Source organism: Cupriavidus sp. USMAA2-4 (genome assembly GCF_001854305.1).
Lineage (GTDB): Bacteria > Pseudomonadota > Gammaproteobacteria > Burkholderiales > Burkholderiaceae > Cupriavidus > Cupriavidus malaysiensis.
Genome location: NZ_CP017749.1, coordinates 661283 through 683213, shown reverse-complemented (window position 1 = coordinate 683213; position 21931 = coordinate 661283). Strand labels below are relative to the sequence as shown.

Below are 21931 nucleotides of genomic sequence, written 5' to 3'. Positions count from 1 at the left end.
GGGGTGCGTTCTCAAATGTGGAACGATTGTAGCCGAATCTGGAACGTTCCTATAATCGATCGCAATCCGGCCGGGCCCAGCGGTGGTGCCGCGGCCGCCAATTTCCACGGACGTTGCAATGCCCGATCTCAGTGAACAAGACCTGCCGCTGGCAGGCGTCAAGGTGGTGGAGTTCTGTACGGTGGCCGCCGGTCCCTTCTGCGGCATGCTGCTGGCCGACATGGGCGCCGAGGTGATCAAGGTGGAGCCGCCGGAGGGCGATACGCTGCGCCAGTGGCCGCCGCTGTCGGCCGGTTTCTCCGAGAACTTCGCCTCGCTCAACCGCAACAAGCATTCGGTGGCGCTCAACCTGAAGGATCCCGCCGATGCGGCACTGGCGCGCCGCCTGGTCCTCGACGCGGACGTGGTGGTGGAGAACAACCGGCCGGGTGTGATGGACCGCCTGGGGCTGGGCTACGCCGCCTTCCGCGACGAGAAGCCGGGCCTGGTCTACTGCTCGGTGTCCGCCTACGGCCAGAGCGGCCCGCGTGCCGGCGAAGGCGGCTTCGATCTCACCATCCAGGCCGCTGCCGGCGTGATGAGCGTGACCGGCGAGCCCGGCGGCGCGCCGGTCAAGTGCGGCGTGCCGCTGGCGGACTTCGCCTCGGGCCTGTACGCCGCCTTCGCCATCGCCAGCGCGCTGGCGCGCGTGCGCGCCGGCGGCGCCGGCGCCCATATCGACGTGCCGATGTACGGCTGCACGCTGGGCATCGCCGCACTGCAGACCAGCGAGTACTTCGGCAACGGACGCAGCCCCGTCAAGCTGGGTTCCGCGCATCCGCGCAATGCGCCCTACCAGGCTTTCCGCGCCGCCGACGGCTACTTCGCCATCGCCGCCGGCAACCAGAAGCTGTGGCTGGAAGTGGTGCGCGTGGTCGGCCTGCCGGAGCTGGCCGCCGACCCGCGCTTCGCCAGCACGCGGGAGCGCGCGCAGCACCAGGAGGCGCTCAAGGACCTGCTGGAGGTCCGCTTCGGCGAGCAGGGCGTCGAGCACTGGATCGCCGCCTTCCGCGCTGCCGGCGTGCCGCATGCCCGCATCAACGACTATGCCGCCGCGCTGGACGATCCGCAGGTCGGCCACATGGACTGGGTGCGGCCGCTGACGCTGCCGGGCGGGCATCGCACGCGCACCTTCGCCTCGCCGCTGCGCTTCGACGGCCTGGGCCTGCCGATCCGGCTAGACCCCCCGGCGCTGGGCGAGCACAACGCCGAGGTGCGCGCGCGCCACGCCGGTGGCAGCCACGGCGCGCAACAGGACATCACGGGAGAGGCATGATGCAGCATCCGATCGAACGCTTGCGCGCCTTCGTGGCGACTGTCAGCGCGCAGGTGGAACGCGCGCAGCGCGACGGCAGCGATGTGGGGGGCAATGCGGGTGGCAATGCGGGTGGCAATGCGGCTGGCAATGAGGCCGCGCTGCTGGCCGCGCTCACCGCGCCGCTGCGCGACCTGGTGTCGCATGACGACTGGCTGCCCGAGAGCCTGGCGCGGCCGCACGCGCTCTACTACCAGCAGCACCTGCTCTACGGCGATCCGCTCGATCGCTTTTCGCTGGTCAGCTTCGTGTGGGGGCCGGGGCAGCAGACGCCGGTGCACGACCACACTGTGTGGGGCCTGATCGGCGTGCTGCGCGGCGCCGAGATCGACCAGCGCTTCCGCCAGGAAGCGGGCCGCATGGTGCCGGACGGCGAGCCGGTGAGGCTCGAGCGCGGCGAGGTGGCCGCGATATCGCCGACGCTGGGCGACGTGCACCGCGTGCGCAATGCCTACGATGATCGCGTCTCGGTCAGCATCCACTTGTACGGCGGCAATATCGGCCGCATCGACCGCCACGTCTACGACCCGCAGAGCGGGCAGGCCAAGCCCTTCGTGTCGGGCTACTCCAACGCCATGGTGCCCAATCTGTGGGCGCGCCCCGCCGCATGAACCACGCCCCCGCATCCGCTGCCGAGCCCTTGCTGCGCATCGCCCGGCAAGGCCCGCTGACGCACCTGACACTGAACCGGCCGGCGCGCGGCAATGCGCTCAGCGCGGCGCTGGTGGCGGCGCTGGCCGCAGCGGTCGAGGCCTGCCACACGGACGGCACGCGCCTGCTGGCCATCGAAGGTGCCGGCAGGCACTTCTGCACCGGCTTCGACCTGGAGGACCTGGAGCAGGAAAGCGACGACTCGCTGCTGGCGCGCTTCGTGCGCGTCGAACTGCTGCTGCAGGCCGTGCATGCCGCGCCCTTCGTCACCGTCGCGCTGGTCCAGGGGCGCGCCATGGGCGCGGGCGCCGACCTGGTCGCCGCCTGCGCGCGGCGCTGGGCCGCGCCGGGCAGCAGCTTCGCCTTTCCCGGCGCCGGCTTCGGCCTGGTGCTGGGTACCGAGCGGCTGGCCGCGCTGGTCGGCGCCACTTGCGCGCGCAGCTGGATCGCCGGCGGTGGCGCGATCGGCAGCGAGGACGCGCTGCGCGCCGGCCTGGTGGACGCCATGGTCGTGCCCGACGCGCGCGCGGCCGGCCTGGCGGCGCTGCTGGAGCAGGCGTGCCGCCTGGAGGCATCGACGCAGGCCGCGATCCATGCCGCCGCCCTGGGCGGCAGCGCCGGCGCTGCAGCACGCGCGGGCCAGCTTGCCGACCTGGTGCGCTCCGCCGCGCGCCCGGGACTGAAAGACCGCATCGCGGCATACCGGGCGGCCACGCGCCGCTGAGGTGCCCCGCTGAAGCGCCCCGCTTGAGCGCGCCGTCCGGGCACGTCGGGCATGCAGTGCAGCGGAAGCCGGACGCCGATCCGGCCCGCGCCAGAAGAACGACAAGACGGAGACAAAGCATGGACCCAGCAAAGACCTCGGCCGACAATCTCGCGGCCTTGCTCTCCCCGCGCTCGGTGGCGGTGATCGGGGCATCGGAAGACCAGGGCAAGTTCGGCGGACGGCTGTTCCGCATGTTGCTCAAGCACCAATACGGCGGCACCGTCTACCCGATCAACCCGGTGCGCGAGACGCTCTTCGGGCTGAAGATGTTTCCGAGCATCGACGCGTTGCCCGAGGCGCCAGACATGGTGATCATGGCGGTGCCGCAGCCCAAGGTGAAGGAACAGGTGGCGGCCTGTGCCGCACGCGGCGCGCGGGCCGGCATCATCATCACCTCGAAGTTCTCGGACGCGGGCGCCGCAGGCGCGGCGCTCGAACGGGAGATCGTGCAGATCGCCAACGCGCGCGGCATGCGCCTGATCGGGCCGAACTGCCTGGGCGTGATCAGTCCGGCCAACCGGCTGGTGCTGTGCTCGTCGCCGGCGCTCGAGGTCGACACCCTGATCGAGAGTCCGATCGGCTTCGTCAGCCAGAGCGGCGCGCTGATGGCCACGCTGTTCGATCGCGCCTACGACATCGGCATCGGCTTCACGCACTGTGTCTCGGTGGGCAACCAGGCCGACCTGGAACTGTGCGATTTCGTCGAGTTCCTGATCGCCGACCCACGCACGCGGGTGATCTGCACCTACATCGAAGGGATCAAGTCGCCCGCGCGCTTCATCGAGCTGGCGCGGCGCGCCCGCGCCGCCGGCAAGCCCTGGCTGGCGGTGAAGGCCGGCAAGACCGCCGACGGCAGCCGTGCGGCCTTCTCGCACACGGCCAGCCTGGCGGGCGACCATGCCAGCCTGGAGGCCGTCTGCCGGCGCGAGAACGTGGTGCTGATGGACGACCCTGCCGCCATGCTGGTGCTGGCGGCCGCCATGGCGCGCTACCCGGCGCGGCAGGTCGAGCGCGCCGTCATCGTCACCACCTCGGGCGGTGGCGGCGCGCTCAGCGCGGACCGCCTGTCCGAAGCCGGCATTCCGCTGGCGCGCTTCGGGCAGGCCACGCAGCAAGCGCTGGCGGCGCTGTATTCCGAAGGCCAGGCAGGCAATCCGATCGACCTCGGCGGGCGCCGCCATGAGGACGGCGCGGACGCCGCCGAGGTCGGCGAGCGCACGGCGGCCCTCGCGCTGGATGATGCCCAGGCGGACCTCGGCCTGTTCGTGATGACCACCGCGCCCGCGCTGGCCGATGCCACCGCCCGGCTGGCACAGGGTGGCGCGGCCAGCGGCAAGCCGATGCTGTTCGTGATGCAGCCGGGCAAGGCCGCCGCTGCGGCACGCGCCCGGCTGCTGGAGGCGGGCGTGCCCTTTACCAACAGCCTCGGCGAGGCAGTGGAGGCGCTCGCGGCCTGGTGCCGCTGGTCCGCCTGGCGGCCGGAATCGGTGGCGCAGCCGGGCGTGGACATGGTCCTGCCGGCCGGCCTGGCTGGCACCCTCGACGAGGCCGCGGCCAAGGCGCTGCTGCGCAGTGCCGGCATCCCGGTCAACCGTGGCCAGGTGTTCGCCGACGCCGAGGCCGCCGTGGCCGGCAGTGCGGCCATCGGCTTTCCACTGGTGGCCAAGGTGGTGTCGCCCGAGATCGTGCACAAGTCGGAGGTGGGCGGCGTGCTGCTGGGGGTGGCCGATGCGCAGGCGCTGCGCGCCGGGCTGCAGGCCATGCGCGAGCGCATCGCTGCGCTGGCGCCGCAGGCTTCCATCACCGGCTTCTCCTTGCAGGCGCAGGAAGAGGGGGAGCTGGAACTGCTGGTCGGCGCGCGCCGCGACGCGCAGTTCGGCGCGCAGGTGGTGCTCGGCAGCGGCGGCATCCTGGTCGAGCTGCTGCGGGACATCGTCGTGCTGCCGGCACCGCTGTCACGCGAGAGCGCGCTGGCGGCGCTGGCGCGCTTGCGGGTGGCGCCGCTGCTGCAGGGGTGGCGAGGACGGCCGGCGCTGGATGTGGAGGCGCTGGCCGCCGTCATCGTCCGCATGGGCTGGCTGGCGCATGCCCTGCGCGAGCGCGACTTCGAGATCGAAGTCAATCCGCTCAAGGTGCGCGCCGCTGGCGCGGGTTGCGTGGCGGTGGATGCGCGCGCGCGCATCGGCTAGCCGCGCGCGGCAGCGGGTCGCCGCGAGGCTGCCGGAAGCTTGCCGGCAAGGACAACATCGGACAAGGAGACAAAGAGCATGAGCGTCGTCACCATTGAACAGCATGGCAAGGTCACGCTGTTCACCCTGAACCGCCCCGAGAAGCGCAACGTCATCTGCAAGGAGACGGCCGAGCTGCTGCAGCAGGGCTTCCGCGAGTTCCACGCGTCCGCGCAGCGCGTGGCGGTCATCACCGGAGCCGGCAACGATGCCTTCTCGGCCGGCGCCGATGTCGGCAACCTGCCGGAACTGTGGCGCTGCATCCCGGGCTCGGGCTTCGTCACCGACAAGCCCATCATTGCCGCCACCGCAGGCTGGGTGGTGGGCGGGGCGCTGGTGCTCCACATGATGTGCGACCTGGCGGTGGCTGCGGACAACACGCGTTTTTGCTACCCGGAGGCGCGCCTCGGTTTCACCGGCGGCATGATCGCGGGGCTGGCGGCACGGGTGCCGCACAAGGTCGCCATGGAGCTGATGCTGCTCGGGCGCACCGTGGATGCGCAGCGCGCGCGCGAGGTGGGCCTGGTCAATGACATCGTGCCGGTCGGCGGCCAGGTGGAAGCCGCGCTGAAGATGGCCGACGAGCTGTCGCGCTCGGCACCGCTGGTGCTGGCCACGCTCAAGCGCTTCGTCGCGCAGACGGTGATGCCGAAGGGCCCTTCCGAGCTGATGGCGGATGCCGTGCGCGAGCTGTCCGCGGTGCGCGAGAGCGAGGATACGCAGGAAGGCATGCGCGCCTTCCGCGAGAAGCGCAGCGCGCAGTACCAGGGGCGCTGAGCGCCGGCGGCGCAGGGGCGGATGACAACGGCGGCGGGGCCCGGCGCATGCCGGCCGGCGCCGCGCGCAGGAGACCGGGAACATGACGCGAACCTTCAGGGCGCTGGCCGCCGGCCTGGCGCTGATGGCGGGCTGTGCGGCGGCACCGGCCGCGCTGGCCGACTACAAGGGGCCGGTGCGGCTGGTGGTCCCTTACCCCGCCGGTGGCAATGCCGATACGCTGGCACGGCTGTTTGCCGAACGCATGAACCGCGAGCTGGGCACGCCCTTCGTGGTGGAGAACAAGGTCGGCGCGGGCGGCACCATCGGCGCGCAGTCGGTGGCCAACGCGCCGCCGGACGGCAGTACCTTGCTGCTGGCGCCTACCGCCGTGCACGTGATCACGCCTCACCTGCGCGCCGTTCCCTACGACCCGCTGAAGGATTTCGTGCCGGTGGCCAAGCTGTCGTCTTCGATCGGCATCGTCACGGCGCGGCGCGACCTGCCCGCCAAGGACATGCGCGAGTTCATCGCCTACGCCAAGGCGCACGAGGGCAAGGTGTCGTACGGCTCCGCCGGCCTGGCCACCATCACCCACCTGCAGGGCGCCGTGGTCGGCATGAAGACCGGCGTGAACATGCTGCATGTGCCCTACAAGGGCTCGGCCGAGGCGATGAACGATCTGCTGGCGGGGCGTATCGACGTGATCTACGACAGCGTCGCGCTGCCGCAGATCAAGGCCGGCCGGCTCAAGGCGCTGGCGGTGACCGGCACCGAGCGGCATCCGGAGCTGCCCGACGTGCCGACCTTGCATGAACAGGATCTCGACCTGGCGCTGCCGAGCTGGTTTGCGCTCTATGCGCCGCGCGCTACGCCGCAGGCGGTGGTCGAGCGCTATGCCGCGGCGGCCGGACGGGTGATGTCCGCGCCCGACATGAAAGGCCTGCTGATCCGTTTCAGCCAGTACCCGTCCTTCCAGGGGCCGGCCGAGTTCAGCCGGCAACTGCTCAAGGACGATGCCTTCTACCAGCAGTTGATCCGCGCCGGCAATATCCGGCTGGAGTAGGGGGCGGCAGGGGCGCGCGCGGGCCGTCGGCGCGAAAGGGCGCGATGTGTTTCAGCCGCCGCTTCCTGCGTCGCCCGCTTTATCCGCGTCCTCCGCAGCGTCCGCGTCATCCGCAGCGTCCGCGTCATCCGCATCCAGCGCCAGGCTTGCCAGCCAGCGCCGTACCACCGCCTCTTCCTCTGGCGGCAGGGTGGCGCGCAGGCGCGCCTCGTTGACCATCACGCGTTCGCGGCAGCGTGCCAGCAGGGCTTCCCCGGCGGCGGTCAGGGCGATGGCCTGGATACGTCCGTGCACGGGGTGAGGCCGGCGCGCGATGGCGCCGGCCTTCTCCAGGTTGGCGACGATCACGCTGACGGTCTGCGGCGTCAGCAGGGCCAGCCTGGCGACGTCGGCACCCGACAGGCCAGGATAGGCGCCGGCCATGGTCAGCACGACGAATTGCGGCGAAGTGACGCCGAGGTCGGACAGCGCGCGCTCCATGCGCAGGCGGTTGCCGGCGCTGGCCTGGCGCAGCAGGTAGCCCAGGTGGCCGGCTTCGCCGCGCTTGCCCTCTCCGGCGCGCGGCACCGGACGGTGCGCCAACTGGCGGGCGTCGGCCGCGGGGTCGCCGGCGGCGCCGGCAGGCGGCGTGGCCGCCGCGCGCTCCTCGGCCCGGGGCGCCTGGGCGGCTTGGGGGCGTTTGCGGGGGCCCTGGCTTGCGCTGCGCATGGTCGGGATGGCAAGTTGTTCGTGGCCTGACATTATCGCAGCGATCGGCGGCGCGGGCACCCTGAATGGCGCTGCCGCTCCCGGCGCTTGCCAGAATCGGCCGACTCGCACGAAGATGGTGCTTTGCCGAGCCACCAGTCACCAGCCGACCCGACAGGCCAAGATGAAGAACAAGGCGCAATTCACCACCGGTCCCATCGCACGGACCTTGCTGTTGTTTTCGCTGCCCGTGCTGGGCAGCAACATCCTGCAGTCGCTCAATGCTTCGATCAATTCGATCTGGGTGGGCCATTTCCTCGGCGAAGCGGCGCTGACCGCCACGTCCAACGCCAACATCATCCTGTTCTTCCTGCTCGGCGTGGTGTTCGGCGTCAGCATGGCCAACACCATCCTGGTGGGGCAGGCGGTGGGCGCGCGCGATATCGCGCAGGCGCGGCGGGTGGTGGGCACCAGCACCACCTTCTTCGTGCTGCTGTCGGTGGCGGCGTCGGCCTTCGGCTACGTCTTCACGCCGGAGATCCTGCTGGCCATGGGCACACCGGCCGACGCGGCGCCGTTCGCCATCGCCTACCTGCGCATCATCTTCGTCGCGCTGCCCTTCATGTACTTCTACAACTTCGTGATGATGACGCTGCGCGGCGCGGGCGATTCGCGCACGCCGTTCTGGTTCATGCTGTTGTCCGTCGGCCTCGACGTGGCGCTCAACCCCTTGCTGATCTTCGGCGCCGGACCGGTGCCGGCGCTGGGCATCGCCGGCTCGGCGCTGGCGACGCTGATCGCGCAGTCCACCAGCCTGGTGGCCATGCTGGCCCTGCTGCGCCGCCGCCGCCACTTCCTCTGGCTGCCACGCGGCGAGCTGTCGCTGCTGTGGCCCGATCTCGCCATCCTGCGTTCGCTGGTAGTCAAGGGCTTGCCGATGGGCATGCAGATGGTGGTGATCTCGTCATCGGCGCTGGTGATGATGTCGCTGGTGAACCGCCACGGCTCGCAGACCACGGCGGCCTACGGTGTGGCGTCGCAGCTGTGGACCTACGTGCAGATGCCGGCGCTGGCGGTAGGCGCGAGCGTGTCGTCGATGGTGGCGCAGAACGTCGGCGCGGGGCTGTGGCACCGCGTCAACAACATCACGCGCACCGGGCTGGCCTTCAACCTCGCCATGACGGGGGCGCTGGTGGTGCTGATCTACGTATTCAACCGCCATGCACTGGGCCTGTTCCTGCCGGGCGACGGCGAGGCCATCGAGATCGCGCAGCACATCAATGCCGTCGTGCTGTGGTCCTTCATCCTGTTCGGCTTCACCATCGTGCTGTTCGGCACGGTGCGTGCCACCGGGGCGGTGATGGCACCGCTGGTCATCCTCTTCGTGTCGATGTGGCTGGTACGGCTGCCGTTCGCCAGCGTGCTCTCGGGGCCCTTCGGCGCGGGCGCGATCTGGTGGAGCTTCCCGGTGGGCTCGGTGGTGTCGGTGACGCTGGCGACGCTCTACTACCTGCGTGGCACCTGGCGCGCCAGCCACATGCTGGCAGCCGGCAGTGTGCCGGCCGCGGTGCCGGCCGGCGTGCGCGCCAATCCGCGCAGCTAGCCGCGCGCGGGGTGCATGCCCCGTTGTTTTCCGGCGGCGCCTGCCGCCGGTTTCCGCCACTCTGCGGGCATCGATCATCGCCGCCGGCCGTGCCGCCTGTGCAGGGCGGGTCTTCCTTTCGGATGGCTTTCATCCGCATCGCCGCGGATATGGCCTGCGCCGTCCCCTCTGGCTGAAGCCTGAAATGAAAGCTCTTTGTAAGGGCGTACTGTTTCGTCTCCGGAGGCGAGCAGACAGACAGGCGCCGCCTCGATGTCCTTTCCCTCAGACATGTTGACCGCAAACGGCCGGATTCGCTTGATATGGCTGGGATCGCGACGCATCGGCACGCGCGGCGCGCGTGCAGGCAGCGCATCGGTGAATACCCCTAGTTCAAGACAACTGAAAGGCGGATGAAAGCACACCTATCTAACGTTGCACCCATTCTCGGGCGGATGGGGTCAATGTACCGACGCTGAGGGGGGACTGCCGGGCAGCAACAGAGATGTGCGGCAGATGCATTTCGTGTACTTCGAGGAGAATCGTTTTGCGCATACGCAGCCAAAAGGACTTTGCCTCCGGCCTGATGTTCATTCTGGTCGGTTTGAGCTTTTCCTGGGTCGCACGCGGCTATTCCATGGGAACGGCGGCGAAGATGGGACCCGGTTACTTTCCATTCCTGCTCGGGCTGGTGCTCGCCCTGCTGGGCGCGCTGGTCCTGATCGGCTCGCTGTCGAGCAAGGGCGAGCAAGACCACCTGGCGCGCTGGGACCTGAAGACCCTGTTGTGGATCCTGGGTTCGGTGGTGCTGTTCGGCCTGCTGCTCAAGCCGCTCGGCATGGTGCTGTCGGTGTTCGTGCTGGTGCTGGTGTCGTCGATGGCCAGCCATGAATTCAGCTGGAAAGGCGCGCTCCTCAATGGCGTGGTGCTGGTGCTGATCAGCCTCGGCGCCTTCGTGTACGGCATCAATCTGCAGATGCCGGTGTGGCCTGCCTTCATCACCGGTTAAGGAGTCGGTCCCATGGAATTGTTCGAACACCTTGCCCTGGGCTTCTCCACGGCATTGTCGCTGCAGAACCTGGCCTATGCCTTCCTGGGCTGCGTGCTGGGCACCCTGATCGGCGTGCTGCCGGGCCTGGGGCCGCTGGCCACCATCGCCATGCTGCTGCCGGTGACCTACACGCTGCCGCCGGTGGCCGCGCTGATCATGTTGGCCGGCATCTACTACGGTGCCCAGTACGGCGGCTCGACCACCGCCATCCTGGTCAACCTGCCCGGTGAATCGTCCTCGGTGGTGACCACCATCGACGGCTACCAGATGGCACGGCGCGGCCGCGCCGGGGTGGCGCTGGCCACCGCCGGCCTGGGCTCGTTCTTCGCCGGCTGCGTGGCCACGCTGATCCTGGCCGCCTTCGCCACGCCGCTGTCGGAACTGGCTTTCAAGTTCGGTCCCGCCGAGTACTTCTCGCTGATGGTGCTGGGCCTGATCGGTGCCGTGGTGCTGGCCTCGGGCTCGCTGCCGAAGGCGGTGGCGATGATCGTGCTGGGCCTGCTGCTGGGCCTGATCGGTACCGACGTGAACTCGGGCGCCGCGCGTTTCTCCTTCGACATCCCCGAGCTGACCGACGGTATCGACTTCGTCGCGCTGGCCATGGGTATGTTCGGCTTCGCGGAAATCATCGCGAACCTGGAGCAGAAGGAAGCCCGCGAGACCTTCACCGACCACGTGACCAACCTGTGGCCGACCAAGGAAGACTTCCGCCGCATGATCCCGGCGGTGCTGCGTGGCACCTTCCTGGGTTCGGCGCTGGGCATCCTGCCGGGCGGCGGCGCGGCACTGGCCTCGTTCGCGGCGTACTCGCTGGAGAAGAAGACCTCCAAGTACGCGCACGAATTCGGCAAGGGCGCGATCGAAGGCGTGGCAGGTCCGGAATCGGCCAACAACGCCGCGGCACAGACCTCCTTCATCCCGCTGCTGACGCTGGGCATCCCGCCCAACGCGGTGATGGCGCTGATGGTGGGCGCGATGACCATCCACAACATCCAGCCGGGCCCGCAGGTGATGACCAGCAACCCCGCGCTGTTCTGGGGCCTGATCGCCTCGATGTGGATCGGCAACCTGATGCTGATCATCCTGAACCTGCCGATGATCGGCGTCTGGGTGAAGCTGCTGACCGTGCCGTACCGCTTCCTCTACCCCGCCATCCTGGTGTTCTGCGGCATCGGCGTGTATTCGGTCAACAACCAGACCTTCGACGTCTTCATGGCGGCTGGCTTCGGCGTGATCGGCTACCTGTTCCTGAAGCTGAAGTGCGAGCCGGCACCGCTGCTGCTGGGCTTCGTGCTGGGGCCGATGATGGAAGAGAACTTCCGCCGTTCCCTGCTGCTGTCGCGCGGCGAGTTCAGCGTGTTCGTCACCCGCCCGCTGTCGCTCGGCCTGCTGATCGCCGCGGCCGCGCTGGTTGCCGTGGTGGCGCTGCCCTCGATCAAGGCCAAGCGCGAGGAAGCGTTCCAGGAAGAGTGACGCCCCACGACCAGGCGCCGGCCATCCGGCCGGCGCGCGCAAGATGAAGTGGTACTCGGGGTGCTCTTGGGGCACCCCGTTTTTTTTTGCATGACCGCCCGCGCGCACCGCGGCGCGGATCGACCGACCCAGGGGCCCGAGCGGGTCCCGGCATGCGGGCAGCGCCCGCGCCGATGATGGAGAAGCCGCCGACTGCCGGAGCAGCAGTCATGGCCTGAGCCTGATGTCATTTCCTCCCGTGCCTGCTGGCGGCCTGCCGGCGGCGCGGGGCCAGTGCCCATGAAGACACCCACACTCGACCGATTCGTTTCGCGCCTCTACATCCTGAAGTTCGTCAAGGCACGGCCCGCGACCGTGCTGAACCTGGTGGACCGCCTGCGCGAGCACGGCATCGACAAGAACATCCGCTCGCTGCGGCCCATCCTGCGCAGCCTGATGATCGCCAGGGCCATCACGGCCGAACTGGTCGAAGGCAGCGGCCGGGTCTACTGCATCACCGAGCAAGGCCGCGCCGAGCTCGACCGCTATCTCGCGCACCTGGACATCCTGCAGTCGGAGCGCGGCAACGAGCCCTCGCCGGGCCAGGGCCGGGAAGACGGCGGCTGACGGGCGACGAACGGGCGACGAACGGGCGATGACTGCGCTGTCACGCTGCGCCCGCCGAGGCAGCGCCGATCGCGGCGCCGGATGCGCCAGCCCCATGCCTCTTCACCACATCGCCGCGGATCAGGCCAGCACGCGATAGGTCGACTGCACCAGGCCGGAAGGAAAGCGCCGGCTCGATTCCAGTGCCAGGCTCACGTCGCGCGGCAGGGCGCCGAACAGTGGCCTGCCTGTCCCGATCAATACCGGCACCGCGGTGATGACCAGGTCGGCGATCAAGCCATCGCGCAGGAACGACTGGACCAGGCGGCCGCCATCGACGTACACGCGGCGCGCGCCGGCGGCCTCCAGTTGCGCCATCGCTTGCGCGGGCGTGCTGTCCGAGAAGCGCACCTTTCCCTGCAAGTTATCCGGTACCGGCTTGCCGGCCAATTGCCGCGACAGCACGAGCACGGGCCTGTCGTAGGCCCATTCGCCCATCGTGAGGACCTTCTCGTAGCAGCCCCGACCCATGACGATCGCGTCCTTGTCGGCGATGAAGGCCGGATAACCATGGTCTTCCGCTGGATCATCCCGTTCCAGAAGCCAGCCGATGTCGCCATCGGTCCGCGCGATGAAGCCGTCGAGGCTGGTGGCGATAAAGACGTGTCCTGTGATCATTGTCGATGAAGTCTGTGGTGCCTGGATAGCCGATTATGACCGCGGATCCAGCCGGCTGCGACCGCTGGTGCAAGGGGCGGTGCAAAGACTGATGCGTACAGCCACGCGGTGCCCTGGATGCCCGGCGGAAGCATCGCGAAAGCAATACCCGTGGCGCAGTGTGCGGTCCATTCCGAGGCGGATTTTCCCCGGATGGGGGCTGCCTTGCCGAGGCTGGCGTGGATCCCGGCGGTCCCGATACCTCCGGGCCCCTCACGCCTCACGCCATCAGCACCTGGTTACGCCCGTTGCGCTTGGCCTGGTAGAGGCCGGTGTCGGCCAGCTCGACGAGGCGGCTGAAGACCTGGTCCGGCGCCGGCACGATCACCGCGCCGCCGATGCTGACCGTGAGCCACGGCGAGGTCGGCGAACCTTCGTGCGGCACCTGCAGCGCCTCGATCGCGCGGCGCACCTTCTCGCCGAGCAGGCGCGCGCCGCCCGGCGAGGTGGCCGGCAGGATCATGGCGAATTCCTCGCCGCCGAAGCGGGCCGGCAGGTCGGCCGGCCGCGCGCAGTTCTCGCGGATCACGCTGGCTACGCGCCGCAGCACTTCGTCTCCGGCCACGTGGCCGTAGGTGTCGTTGTAGGCCTTGAAGGCATCGACGTCGATCATCAGCAGCGCAAGCTGGCTCTGCTCGCGCTGCGCCCGCCGCCATTCGGCGTTCAGGTACTCGTCGAAGTAGCGCCGGTTGGACAGGCCGGTGAGACCGTCCGAATTGGTCAGGCGCTGCAGTTCGAGATTGATCTCCAGCAACTGCTGCTGGCTCTGCCGCAGGGCGCGGTAGGCCTCGTCGCGTTGCAGCAGGTTCAGGTAGGAGCGCGAGTGGTAGCGGATGCGTGCCACCAGCTCGATGCTGTCAGGCAACTTGACCAGGTAGTCGTTGGCGCCTGCCGAGAAGGCTGCGCTCTTCATCTGCGCCTCCTCCTTCGTCGACAGCACGATGATGGGGATGTCGCGCGTGGCAGGATTGTTGCGGTAACGTCGGACCAGGGTCAGGCCGTCCACGCCGGGCATCACCAGGTCCTGCAGGATCACGGTGGGGCGCGTCAGTTCCGCCACGCCGATGGCCTCGGCGGGTTGCGCGCAGTAGTGGAAGTCGATGTCGGGCTCGCCCGCCAGAGCGCGCCGCACCGCTTCTCCCACCATCGCCTGGTCGTCGACCAGCAACACCATGGCCTGGTAGTCGTACTGGTTGCCGCCGCCGGTGCCGAATTCACCTTGTGTTGCCATCTCACTTCCTCAATATCGCTGGACGGGCCCCGCTGGCGTCGCGCCGGCCGGCAGGGACCGCCGTGCTACCCCGGTTGCTTGCCGAACATCGCCCCGCCGCCCACGCTCTGCAGACGCGCGGCGATCCTTTCCAGGGGCAGGATCTCGCGGGCGGCGCCGAGCGCCGCCGCGGCCTTGGGCATGCCGTAGACAGCGCTGGACGCCTGGTCCTGCGCGATGGTCAGGAAGCCGCGCTCGCGCATGGCCTTCAGCCCGATCGCGCCGTCCCGCCCCATGCCGGTCAGCAGCACGCCCGTCGCGTCGCCGGCCCAGTGGGTCGCCACGCTGTCGAAGAACACATCGATCGACGGCCGGTAGAGGCAGTCTTTCGGTTGCTCCGTGTAGACCATCTGCGTCGCGCAGGTGAGCCGCAGGTGGTCGTTGGTGCCGGCCAGCAGCACGGTGCCCGGCCGTGGCGCCTCGCCGTCCAGCGCCAGCCTGACCGGCAGCCGGCATTGCTCGTCCAGCCAGGCTGCCATGCCGGCCGCAAAGGCCTCGTCGACGTGCTGTACGACCACGATCGCCGCCGGGAATTCCGCCGGCAGCGCGCCCAGCAGGGTGGCCAGCGCCGCCGGGCCGCCGGCCGAGGCGCCGATTGCCACCAGGCGCTGGGTGGTGGAGCGTCGCGGCGTCTCCGGCGCGGCCGCCGGCTGCCGGCTCTGCCCGCCCACCAGGCTCGCCACCGTGCGGATCTTGCGCAAGAGCGGAGCCGCAGCGCGCTGCGCGTCGGGCTCGACCAGGGTGGGGGTGTCGACCGCATCGATGGCGCCATGGCCCATGGCGTCGAAGACCAGGCGCGTGTTGCGCTCGACGTCGGTGGTGACCACCACGATGGGGCAGGGAGTCGCCGCCATGATGCGCCGCGTGGCCTCGACGCCGTCCATGACCGGCATCAACAGGTCCATCAGGATCAGGTCGGGCGTGTCGCGCGCGGCCCGGCTGACGCCCTCGGCGCCATCGGCCGCCACCCAGGCAAGCGTCAGCGACGCATCCTGCGCGAGCGCGCGGCGCAGCGCGGCCACGGCGGCGGGTGAGTCGTTGACGATACCGATCTTCATCATGCGCGCGCCTCGCCTATCAGGTCCCGCACCGCATCCAGCAGCGCTGTGTCGTGGAAGCTGCCCTTGGCCAGATAGTAATCCGCACCGGCCTCCAGGCCGCGGCGGCGGTCCTGCTCGCGGTCCTTGTATGACACCACCATGACCGGGATCGGCCGCAGCGTGGTGTCCTGCTTCATCCTGGTGACCAGCTCGATGCCGTCCATGCGCGGCATGTCGATGTCGGTGATGACCAGGTCGAAGGACTCTGCGCGCAGCATGTTCCAGCCGTCCATGCCGTCGACCGCCACCCTGACATCATAGCCCCGCCCGGCCAGCAGCTTGCGCTCCAGCTCGCGCACCGTGAGCGAGTCGTCGACCACCAGCACGCGCCGGCGCCGCAGGGTTTCCGCTTCGGTGCCGGCTTGCCGGGCGCGCGCGACGCCGCCCTCGGCCACCAGCCGCTCGACCGAACGCAGCAGGTCGTCGATGTCGAAGATCAGCACCGGCGTGCCGTCGTCGGTCAGGCTGCCCGCGGCGATATCCTTGATCTTGCCCAGCGCCTCGGCCAGCGGTTGCACGACCAGCGTGCGCTCGCCGAGCAGGCGGTCGACGGCGATGCCGTAGGTGTGTTCGTGTTCGCCGATCACCACCACCGGCACTTCATCGCGCACGGCGGCGCCGACGGGGCGCTGCAACACCTGGGCCGCCTCGACCAGGCCGACCTGGCGCTGCGCGAAGCGGAAGTGGAAATGCTGGCGGCCCTCGAGCTGCTCGATGGCATCGCGCGGCACCGACGTGGCCCGCTGCACGCGCCCGAGCGGAAAGGCATAGGCTTCGCCGTCGACCTCCACCAGCAGCGCGCGCACCACCGACAGCGTCAAGGGCAGCTCCAGGTGGATCTGCATGCCTTCGCCGCTGCGCTGCGACAGGCGCAGGCTGCCGTGGACCTGGCGGATCATTTCCTGCACGGCGTCCAGCCCGACCCCGCGGCCCGAGATCTCCGACACGGTGTCGCGCATGCTGAAGCCCGGCAGCAGCAGGAATTCGAGCAGCTCACCCTGCGACAGCCTGCCGGCGGTCTGCTCGCTCGCCAGCCCGCGCCGCACGATGGCGCTGCGCAGGCGCTCCAGGTCCACGCCGGCGCCGTCGTCGGCGATCTCGATGATCAGCCGGCCGGCGTTGTGCCGCGCGTGCAGCGTGATGCATCCCTCCGCCGGCTTGCCCTGCGCCACGCGCTGCGCAGGAGGCTCGATGCCGTGATCGGCGGCGTTGCGCAGCAAGTGGGCCAGCGGGGCGTCGAGCTGCTCCAGGATGTCGCGGTCCACCTGCGTCTGCGCCCCGCTCAGTTCGAGCCGCACCTGCTTGCCCAGGGTCCGGCCCAGGTCGCGCACCATGCGGGTGTGGCCGGCGATGGCGTCGGACAGCGGCCGCATGCGGCACGCCAGCGCCGTGTCGTACAAGCGGCGCGACAGCCGACCGGCGCGGTGGTCGTACTGCTCGAAGCCGGCCAGGTGCTCGGCGAACTGGCGATGCATGCCGGCCAGCAGGTCCTGCGCTTCGGCCAGCGCGGCCAGGCCGCGCTGGTCCGCCGTTTCGGTGGACAGCCCGGCGCGGGCCGTGTCGAGCGCGCGCGTGGCGCGCATCTGCAGGCGGCGCATCTGCTGCATGGCGTCGCCGAATTGCCGCAGGCCGTTCGATTCCACCATGCCTTCGGCGGCCATGGCCAGCAGCTGGTTGAGCGTTTCGGCGTTGACGCGCAGCACGCGCTCGCGGCCATCCGCCTGCGGCGCCGGCGCGGTCGGCGTGTCCGATGCGTTTGGCGTGGCCGATGCGCTTGGCGTGGCCGGCGCGGACAGGGAGGATAGCGATCCGAAGTCCGGCATCGATAGCGCGGCCATGGCCTCCGCTACCAGGTCCGGTTCCGTCACGGTTGGGCTCAAGGCGCGGGCCTCGGCAGCGACGGCCTCCGGCGCGGGGACGCCCGCCGACGGCTTCGCCGCCGGCGCCTGTGGCGCGGCCAGCAGCGCCTCGAGCTGTGCCAGCAAGGGCTCGATGCGTGACACCTGCTCGTGCGGTGCCGTGCCGGGCTGGCCGATCCGCTGCAGCAGGTCGGTGCCCTCCAGCAGCGCGTCGATGTGGGCTGCGCTCAGGCGCAGGCTGCCCTGCTGGGCGGCGACCAGGCAGTCCTCCATCGCATGGGCCACGCGCACGGCCTCTTCCAGGCCGACGATGCGTGCCGCGCCCTTGAGCGAGTGCGCGGCGCGCATGCAGGCCTCGAGCTGGCGGGCGGCCCCGGGATCGCGCTCCAGCGCCAGCAGCCCGTCGTTGAGCACGGCGGTCTGCGCTTCCGCTTCGAGCGCGAACAGCTCCAGCAGCGAAGCATCGCGGAGTTGCTCGGGATTCATGCGAGGATCTCCAGCAGGGCCTGGCGCAGGCGGTCGGGATCCAGCAGGCCGACGTGGCGTCCGCCGCTGTGCAGCACCCCCTGCAGGTAGGGCAGGGCGACGCGCGAGAGCGTGGTGGGCAGCGGCAGCACGCGGTCCTGCGCGAAGCGCTCCACACCGGCTACTTCGTCCACCGGCAGGGCGATGGCGGCGCGGCCCTGGCCGAGCACCAGCACGCGCGTGCCCGGCGCGGCGCCGTCCTGCGCCGCGGCCTGGCCTCCCAGCAGCGTGGCCAGGCTGATGCAGGCCAGCAGTTGCCCGCGCACGCCGGCCACGCCCAGCACGGCGGCGTGGCGGCGGTGGGGCAGGGAATGGATGGGACAGGGCGTGGTGATCTCACCGAGGGCGGTGGCCGGCAGCGCCAGCCATTCCTGCCCGGCGCGGAACACCAGGCAGGACAGCGCCGGTCCGTGTTCCGTCCCGGGCTGGTGCGTCGCGCGGGGCGCGCCCGCCGGCGCGCCGGCGGACGGCGAGGTACCGGCCACCATGGTGTCCAGCAGCGCGACCGCGGCCTGCGCGTACACCGGGCAGTTACGGCAGTGGACGAAGCCGGCAAGCCGCTCGCAGCTGCCGTCGCCACGCACGCCGATGCGGCGCCAGCAGGCGTCGATGGCAGGCTCGGCGGAAGGTGAGGGCAGGCCGGCTTCAAGCATGGCGTCGGTCCCGTGCATGGCGCTCGGCGCGCTGGCGCAGGCGCAGCGCGCCTTGCGCATCGCCTTCGCTTTCGAGCAGCGCGGCCATGTGGTGCAGCGCCTCCTCGTGCGTGGGGTCGAGGTACAAGGCTTTGCGATACGACTCGCGCGCCAGCGCCGGCAGCCTGCCGGCATCCTGCAGGATGCCGTGCAGGCAGTGGGCATCGGCGTTGTCGCCGTGGGCGCGCAGCCAATCCTCGCAGGCCCGCGTCGCGGCTTCCAGTGCGCCGCCGTCGGCCATCGCTGCGATGCGGGCCAGCGCTTGCGCGCTGCCGGCATCGGTGGCGCTGCCGGAGGGCGGGTGGACCGGAGGGGAGGCGGAGGTGTCGGCGGCGCGCGGCGCAGGCTGGATCCGGCGCGCCAGGGGGGCGGCCTGGCGTGCCGGCGGGCGTGGCGGCACCGGCATCGGCGCTGGCCGCGACGCCACGGCCGGCGCCTGCGCGGCGGCATGGCCGGGCGGGTGGAAGGCAAAGGCCAGCGGCACCTTGGCCGAGTGGAAGCCGCGTGCGGTCATCAGGCTGGCCTCGGCCGGGCCGACGAAGACCATGCCGTCCGGATGCGTCAGGCGTGCCAGCGCGGCCACGGCCTGGCGCTGGGTGGCGGGGTCGAAGTAGATCAGCAGGTTGCGGCAGAAGACGAAGTCGAACGGTGCCTCGCCGTCGAGCAGGCCGGGCTCCAGCAGGTTGCCGCGGCGCAGCCGCACGCGGGCCCGTACGCGCTCGTCCAGCTGGTAGCTGCCCGCCGCGCGGCGGAAATAGCGGTCGCGGAAGTCCAGCGGTCCGCTGCGGAAGGCATGGTCGCGATAGCGGCCGCCGCGCGCGTGCTCGAGCGCCAGCGCGCTGATGTCGACGGCTTCGACCTGGAAGCGGTGGGCGGGAACGCCGCTGTCGAGCAGCGCCATGACGATCGAATAGGGCTCCTCGCCGGTGGAGCAGGGCAGGCTGAGCAGGCGCAGCGGACGATCGATGCCGCGCAGCCGCTGCACGGCGAAGCGGCTGAGCGCGTGCAACGCTTCGCGATGGCGGAAGAACCAGGTCTCGGGCACCACGACGGCCTCGATCAGTGCCTGGAACTCTTCCGTTTCGCCGTGCAGCCTGAGCCAGTAGGCCTGGTGATCGGTTTCATTGATGGCATCCAGGCGCTGTTGCACGGCGCGCGCGATGGCGCCGGGCCCGAGGGCTTCGGCATCCAGCCCGGTGCGCTGCTTGAGCAGCGCCGCGATCTGGGCCGGCGGGCTCATGGGGGCGAGGCGGTTCATGATGCCTCCGCCGCCGCGAACAGTAGGGCGTGGACGGCCGCAGGCAGCAGCGCGTCGACCCGGACCCATTGCACCAGCCCGCCCGCATCGGCCCGGACCGGGCCCAGGTAGCGCGCTTCGCCCGCGGCGATGCCGCCGTCGACGAACTCGGCGGGATCGCAGCGCAGGGTCTCGGTGGCGCGTTCCAGGCGCAGGCCCAGGCAATGCACCTGCGTCTCGCCCGCGCGGCGGTAGTGCACCAGCACCGTGCGCGTGCTGGTGCGCGCGGCCGCCGGCGCGCCGGTGGCGAGCGCGCTCAGGTCGATCACCGGCACCGGGCCGCCGCGGTGCGTCAGCAGACCGCTGACCCAGGCGGGCGCGCCGGGGATCTGCTTGAGCGCCGTCAGCGGCAGCACCTCGATCACCTCGCCGGCATCGAGTGCATAGCGGTCGGCGCCGATGCCGAACAGCAGGAAGAGCTTCATGGCGGCCTCGGCGGGGCTTACACCTTGAAGCGCGAGACGCCGGCGCGCAGTTCGTTGGACACCAGTGTCAACTCGTCGATGGCCTGGCCCGACTGGCGCAGCGATTCCACGGTCTGCTGCGCGGCTTCGGACAGCTGCATCAGCGCCTGGTTGATCTGCTCGGCGCCGTTGGCCTGGGCCTGCATGCCTTCACTGACCATCTGCACGCGCGGCGCCAGCGACTGCACCTGGCCGATGATCTGCGACAGCTGGTCGCCAACCTGGGTCACTTCCGACATGCCGCGCCGGACTTCTTCGGAGAACTTGTCCATGCCCATCACGCCGGCCGCCACCGCCGACTGGATCTCGCGCACCATCTGCTCGATATCGTAGGTAGCCACCGCGGTCTGGTCGGCCAGGCGCCGGATCTCGGTGGCGACCACCGAGAAGCCGCGGCCGTATTCGCCGGCCTTCTCGGCCTCGATGGCGGCGTTCAGCGACAGCAGGTTGGTCTGGTCGGCGACCTTGGCGATGGTGGTCACCATCTGGTTGATGTTGCCGGCCTTCTCGTTGAGTGTGGCCAGCTTGGCGTTGACCGAGCCGGCCGCGTCCATCACGTGCTGCATGGTGGCCTCCATGCGCGACAGGCCGGCCTGGCCAGTGCCGGCCAGGCCGGCGGTCTGCTCGGCGGCGCCGGACACCTCGGACATGGTGCGTACCAGGTCGCGCGAGGTGGCGGAGATCTCGCGCGAGGTGGCGCCGATCTCGGTGGTGGTGGCGGCGGTTTCCGTCGCCGTCGCCTGCTGCTGGCGCGCGGTGGCGGCGATCTCGTTGACCGAGGTGGTGACCTGGATGGCCGAACGCTGGGCCTGGCTGACCAGGCCGGTCAGCTCGCCCGACATCTGGTTGAAGCCCTCCTCGACGGCGAGGAACTCGTCATGGCGCCGCAGCGCCATGCGCAGGCGCAGGTCGCCGCCGCGGATGCCCCCCAGCAGCGAGACGATGGACTGCATCGGCACCGTGATGGCGCGCAGCAGCAGGTAGCCGCAGACGATGGCGGCCAGCACCGCCACCACCAGCGCGACCTCGATGCTGGTCTTGGCCGCATCGACCGCGCCGACGATGGCGCCGGAGGCGCGGTTGGCGACCGCGTTGTTGTCGTCGACCATCTCCTGCACCACCTTGCGCGCCTCGGTCCAGCGCTCGTGCGCCGGCCCGCGCAGCGCCGCCTCGGCCGGGGCCGCGCCCTTCCACGCGTCGGGCGTGGCAAAGGCGCGCGCGGCCTCCTCATAGCGCGCCCGTGCCGCCGTATAGGCGGCGAAGCGGGCGCGGTCGTCGTCGCGGAACATGGTCGATTCGTACTGCTGCTGCAGCTTGTCCAGGCGCTGCAGGGCGTCGCGCGTCTGCTCCTGGAACTGCTGGCGCTGGCTGTCGCTGGCCGCGCTCACGGTTTCCCAGCCGAGCACGTAGAGTTCGCCCCAGACGCCGCGCAGGCCGGTACTGTAGTTCAGCCCCGGCAGCGCGTCGCGCTGCATCTGTACCGCCTCGTGGTCGATGGCGGTGAGGCGGTTGTAGGCGACGACGCTCATCAGCAGCATCACCAGCAGGATGAAGGAGAAGCTGGCCAGGATGCGGGTACGGATGGTCCAGTGGTTCACGGTGCGGTTTCCGGTAGCGGCTTGGTTCTGCGTCGGGCGGGACGGCGACAGCCCGCCGGCGGCCTGGCCGCGGGCGGGCTTGGGTCGGGCGCGGCCGGGCCGCCGGCGCAGTTGTGCGGCGTAGGGTACTGTAACGTCCAGGCCATTTCAATGCCGGCGACGGGATGGCGGCTTGTACTATTGCGCCGCAGCAAAAGCGATGCGGGGCGC

The 21931-nt window shown here is 70.4% G+C and carries 19 protein-coding genes; 10 read left to right on the top strand and 9 right to left on the bottom strand.

The window, feature by feature from the left end; translation table 11 throughout:
* Positions 1–118 precede the first annotated feature (118 nt).
* The 6 genes from BKK79_RS23090 (at position 119) to BKK79_RS23065 (ending at position 6821) form a co-directional block, all read left to right on the top strand.
* On the top strand, positions 119–1315 hold the full coding sequence (locus tag BKK79_RS23090) for a CaiB/BaiF CoA transferase family protein (protein WP_071038913.1): 1197 nt from the start codon (positions 119–121) through the stop codon (positions 1313–1315).
* Positions 1315–1965, top strand: coding sequence for a cysteine dioxygenase (locus BKK79_RS23085; RefSeq protein ID WP_071038912.1), 651 nt, complete (start codon positions 1315–1317; stop codon positions 1963–1965). The genes BKK79_RS23090 and BKK79_RS23085 overlap by 1 nt, the downstream gene beginning before the upstream one ends.
* Positions 1962–2729 carry an enoyl-CoA hydratase/isomerase family protein gene (locus BKK79_RS23080; RefSeq protein WP_071040315.1) on the top strand — a complete coding sequence of 256 codons (768 nt, stop codon included), beginning with the start codon at positions 1962–1964 and terminating at the stop codon, positions 2727–2729. Before BKK79_RS23085 ends, BKK79_RS23080 begins: the two co-directional genes overlap by 4 nt.
* Before the next feature lie 119 nt (positions 2730–2848).
* On the top strand, positions 2849–4960 hold the full coding sequence (locus BKK79_RS23075; RefSeq protein ID WP_071038911.1) for an acetate--CoA ligase family protein: 2112 nt from the start codon (positions 2849–2851) through the stop codon (positions 4958–4960).
* 78 nt (positions 4961–5038) lie between these two features.
* Positions 5039–5776: an enoyl-CoA hydratase/isomerase family protein gene (locus tag BKK79_RS23070; RefSeq protein ID WP_071038909.1), complete on the top strand. Its 738-nt coding sequence runs from the start codon at positions 5039–5041 to the stop codon at positions 5774–5776.
* An 82-nt stretch (positions 5777–5858) separates the two neighbouring features.
* Positions 5859–6821, top strand: coding sequence for a tripartite tricarboxylate transporter substrate binding protein (locus tag BKK79_RS23065; RefSeq protein WP_071038907.1), 963 nt, complete (start codon positions 5859–5861; stop codon positions 6819–6821).
* A gap of 51 nt (positions 6822–6872) precedes the next feature.
* On the opposite strand, the gene BKK79_RS23060 is transcribed toward BKK79_RS23065, so the two are convergent.
* The gene (locus BKK79_RS23060; RefSeq protein ID WP_071040314.1) at positions 6873–7403 is read right to left on the bottom strand and encodes a MarR family winged helix-turn-helix transcriptional regulator; all 531 of its coding nucleotides are present in this window, start codon (positions 7401–7403) and stop codon (positions 6873–6875) included.
* 289 nt (positions 7404–7692) lie between these two features.
* Between BKK79_RS23060 and BKK79_RS23055 the strand changes: the two genes are divergently transcribed.
* The 4 genes from BKK79_RS23055 (at position 7693) to BKK79_RS23040 (ending at position 12220) form a co-directional block, all read left to right on the top strand.
* Complete coding sequence (locus BKK79_RS23055; RefSeq protein ID WP_071038906.1) at positions 7693–9111, top strand: MATE family efflux transporter; 1419 nt, start codon at positions 7693–7695, stop codon at positions 9109–9111.
* A gap of 526 nt (positions 9112–9637) precedes the next feature.
* Positions 9638–10099, top strand: a complete 462-nt coding sequence (locus BKK79_RS23050) for a tripartite tricarboxylate transporter TctB family protein (RefSeq protein ID WP_071018366.1) — start codon at positions 9638–9640, stop codon at positions 10097–10099.
* Between the two features lie 12 nt (positions 10100–10111).
* Positions 10112–11614 carry a tripartite tricarboxylate transporter permease gene (locus BKK79_RS23045; RefSeq protein WP_071018368.1) on the top strand — a complete coding sequence of 501 codons (1503 nt, stop codon included), beginning with the start codon at positions 10112–10114 and terminating at the stop codon, positions 11612–11614.
* Positions 11615–11893: 279 nt separating this feature from the next.
* Positions 11894–12220: a helix-turn-helix transcriptional regulator gene (locus tag BKK79_RS23040; protein WP_071018370.1), complete on the top strand. Its 327-nt coding sequence runs from the start codon at positions 11894–11896 to the stop codon at positions 12218–12220.
* Positions 12221–12340: 120 nt separating this feature from the next.
* On the opposite strand, the gene BKK79_RS23035 is transcribed toward BKK79_RS23040, so the two are convergent.
* The 8 genes from BKK79_RS23035 to BKK79_RS23000 all read right to left on the bottom strand — a co-directional run bounded on the left by BKK79_RS23035 (position 12341) and on the right by BKK79_RS23000 (position 21721).
* The gene (locus BKK79_RS23035; protein WP_071038905.1) at positions 12341–12877 is read right to left on the bottom strand and encodes a dihydrofolate reductase family protein; all 537 of its coding nucleotides are present in this window, start codon (positions 12875–12877) and stop codon (positions 12341–12343) included.
* A 259-nt stretch (positions 12878–13136) separates the two neighbouring features.
* Complete coding sequence (locus BKK79_RS23030; RefSeq protein ID WP_197524048.1) at positions 13137–14147, bottom strand: response regulator; 1011 nt, start codon at positions 14145–14147, stop codon at positions 13137–13139.
* 65 nt (positions 14148–14212) lie between these two features.
* The gene (locus tag BKK79_RS23025) at positions 14213–15244 is read right to left on the bottom strand and encodes a chemotaxis response regulator protein-glutamate methylesterase (RefSeq protein ID WP_071022191.1); all 1032 of its coding nucleotides are present in this window, start codon (positions 15242–15244) and stop codon (positions 14213–14215) included.
* Positions 15244–17631, bottom strand: coding sequence for a hybrid sensor histidine kinase/response regulator (locus BKK79_RS23020; protein WP_071038903.1), 2388 nt, complete (start codon positions 17629–17631; stop codon positions 15244–15246). Before BKK79_RS23020 ends, BKK79_RS23025 begins: the two co-directional genes overlap by 1 nt.
* Entirely contained in the window at positions 17628–18323 is a 696-nt protein-coding gene (locus BKK79_RS23015; RefSeq protein ID WP_071040312.1) for a chemotaxis protein CheW, read from the bottom strand. The genes BKK79_RS23020 and BKK79_RS23015 overlap by 4 nt, the downstream gene beginning before the upstream one ends.
* On the bottom strand, positions 18316–19620 hold the full coding sequence (locus BKK79_RS23010) for a CheR family methyltransferase (RefSeq protein ID WP_335582936.1): 1305 nt from the start codon (positions 19618–19620) through the stop codon (positions 18316–18318). Before BKK79_RS23010 ends, BKK79_RS23015 begins: the two co-directional genes overlap by 8 nt.
* Positions 19617–20084, bottom strand: coding sequence for a chemotaxis protein CheW (locus BKK79_RS23005; protein WP_071018378.1), 468 nt, complete (start codon positions 20082–20084; stop codon positions 19617–19619). Before BKK79_RS23005 ends, BKK79_RS23010 begins: the two co-directional genes overlap by 4 nt.
* Positions 20085–20101: 17 nt before the next feature.
* A complete protein-coding gene (locus tag BKK79_RS23000) occupies positions 20102–21721 on the bottom strand; it encodes a methyl-accepting chemotaxis protein (RefSeq protein WP_071018379.1) in 1620 nt (539 codons plus the stop codon).
* Positions 21722–21931 lie beyond the last annotated feature (210 nt).

Excerpts from the sequence above, each read along its gene's own strand:
- BKK79_RS23070 (WP_071038909.1), top strand. The coding sequence starts at position 5,039 with ATGAGCGTCGTCACCATTGAACAGCATGGCAAGGTCACGCTGTTCACC.
- BKK79_RS23090 (WP_071038913.1), top strand. The coding sequence starts at position 119 with ATGCCCGATCTCAGTGAACAAGACCTGCCGCTGGCAGGCGTCAAGGTG.
- BKK79_RS23020 (WP_071038903.1), bottom strand. The coding sequence starts at position 17,631 with ATGAATCCCGAGCAACTCCGCGATGCTTCGCTGCTGGAGCTGTTCGCG.
- BKK79_RS23030 (WP_197524048.1), bottom strand. The coding sequence starts at position 14,147 with ATGGCAACACAAGGTGAATTCGGCACCGGCGGCGGCAACCAGTACGAC.
- BKK79_RS23015 (WP_071040312.1), bottom strand. The coding sequence starts at position 18,323 with ATGCTTGAAGCCGGCCTGCCCTCACCTTCCGCCGAGCCTGCCATCGAC.
- BKK79_RS23010 (WP_335582936.1), bottom strand. The coding sequence starts at position 19,620 with ATGAACCGCCTCGCCCCCATGAGCCCGCCGGCCCAGATCGCGGCGCTG.
- BKK79_RS23055 (WP_071038906.1), top strand. The coding sequence starts at position 7,693 with ATGAAGAACAAGGCGCAATTCACCACCGGTCCCATCGCACGGACCTTG.
- BKK79_RS23045 (WP_071018368.1), top strand. The coding sequence starts at position 10,112 with ATGGAATTGTTCGAACACCTTGCCCTGGGCTTCTCCACGGCATTGTCG.
- BKK79_RS23085 (WP_071038912.1), top strand. The coding sequence starts at position 1,315 with ATGCAGCATCCGATCGAACGCTTGCGCGCCTTCGTGGCGACTGTCAGC.
- BKK79_RS23080 (WP_071040315.1), top strand. The coding sequence starts at position 1,962 with ATGAACCACGCCCCCGCATCCGCTGCCGAGCCCTTGCTGCGCATCGCC.
- BKK79_RS23065 (WP_071038907.1), top strand. The coding sequence starts at position 5,859 with ATGACGCGAACCTTCAGGGCGCTGGCCGCCGGCCTGGCGCTGATGGCG.
- BKK79_RS23035 (WP_071038905.1), bottom strand. The coding sequence starts at position 12,877 with ATGATCACAGGACACGTCTTTATCGCCACCAGCCTCGACGGCTTCATC.
- BKK79_RS23005 (WP_071018378.1), bottom strand. The coding sequence starts at position 20,084 with ATGAAGCTCTTCCTGCTGTTCGGCATCGGCGCCGACCGCTATGCACTC.
- BKK79_RS23075 (WP_071038911.1), top strand. The coding sequence starts at position 2,849 with ATGGACCCAGCAAAGACCTCGGCCGACAATCTCGCGGCCTTGCTCTCC.
- BKK79_RS23040 (WP_071018370.1), top strand. The coding sequence starts at position 11,894 with ATGAAGACACCCACACTCGACCGATTCGTTTCGCGCCTCTACATCCTG.
- BKK79_RS23025 (WP_071022191.1), bottom strand. The coding sequence starts at position 15,244 with ATGAAGATCGGTATCGTCAACGACTCACCCGCCGCCGTGGCCGCGCTG.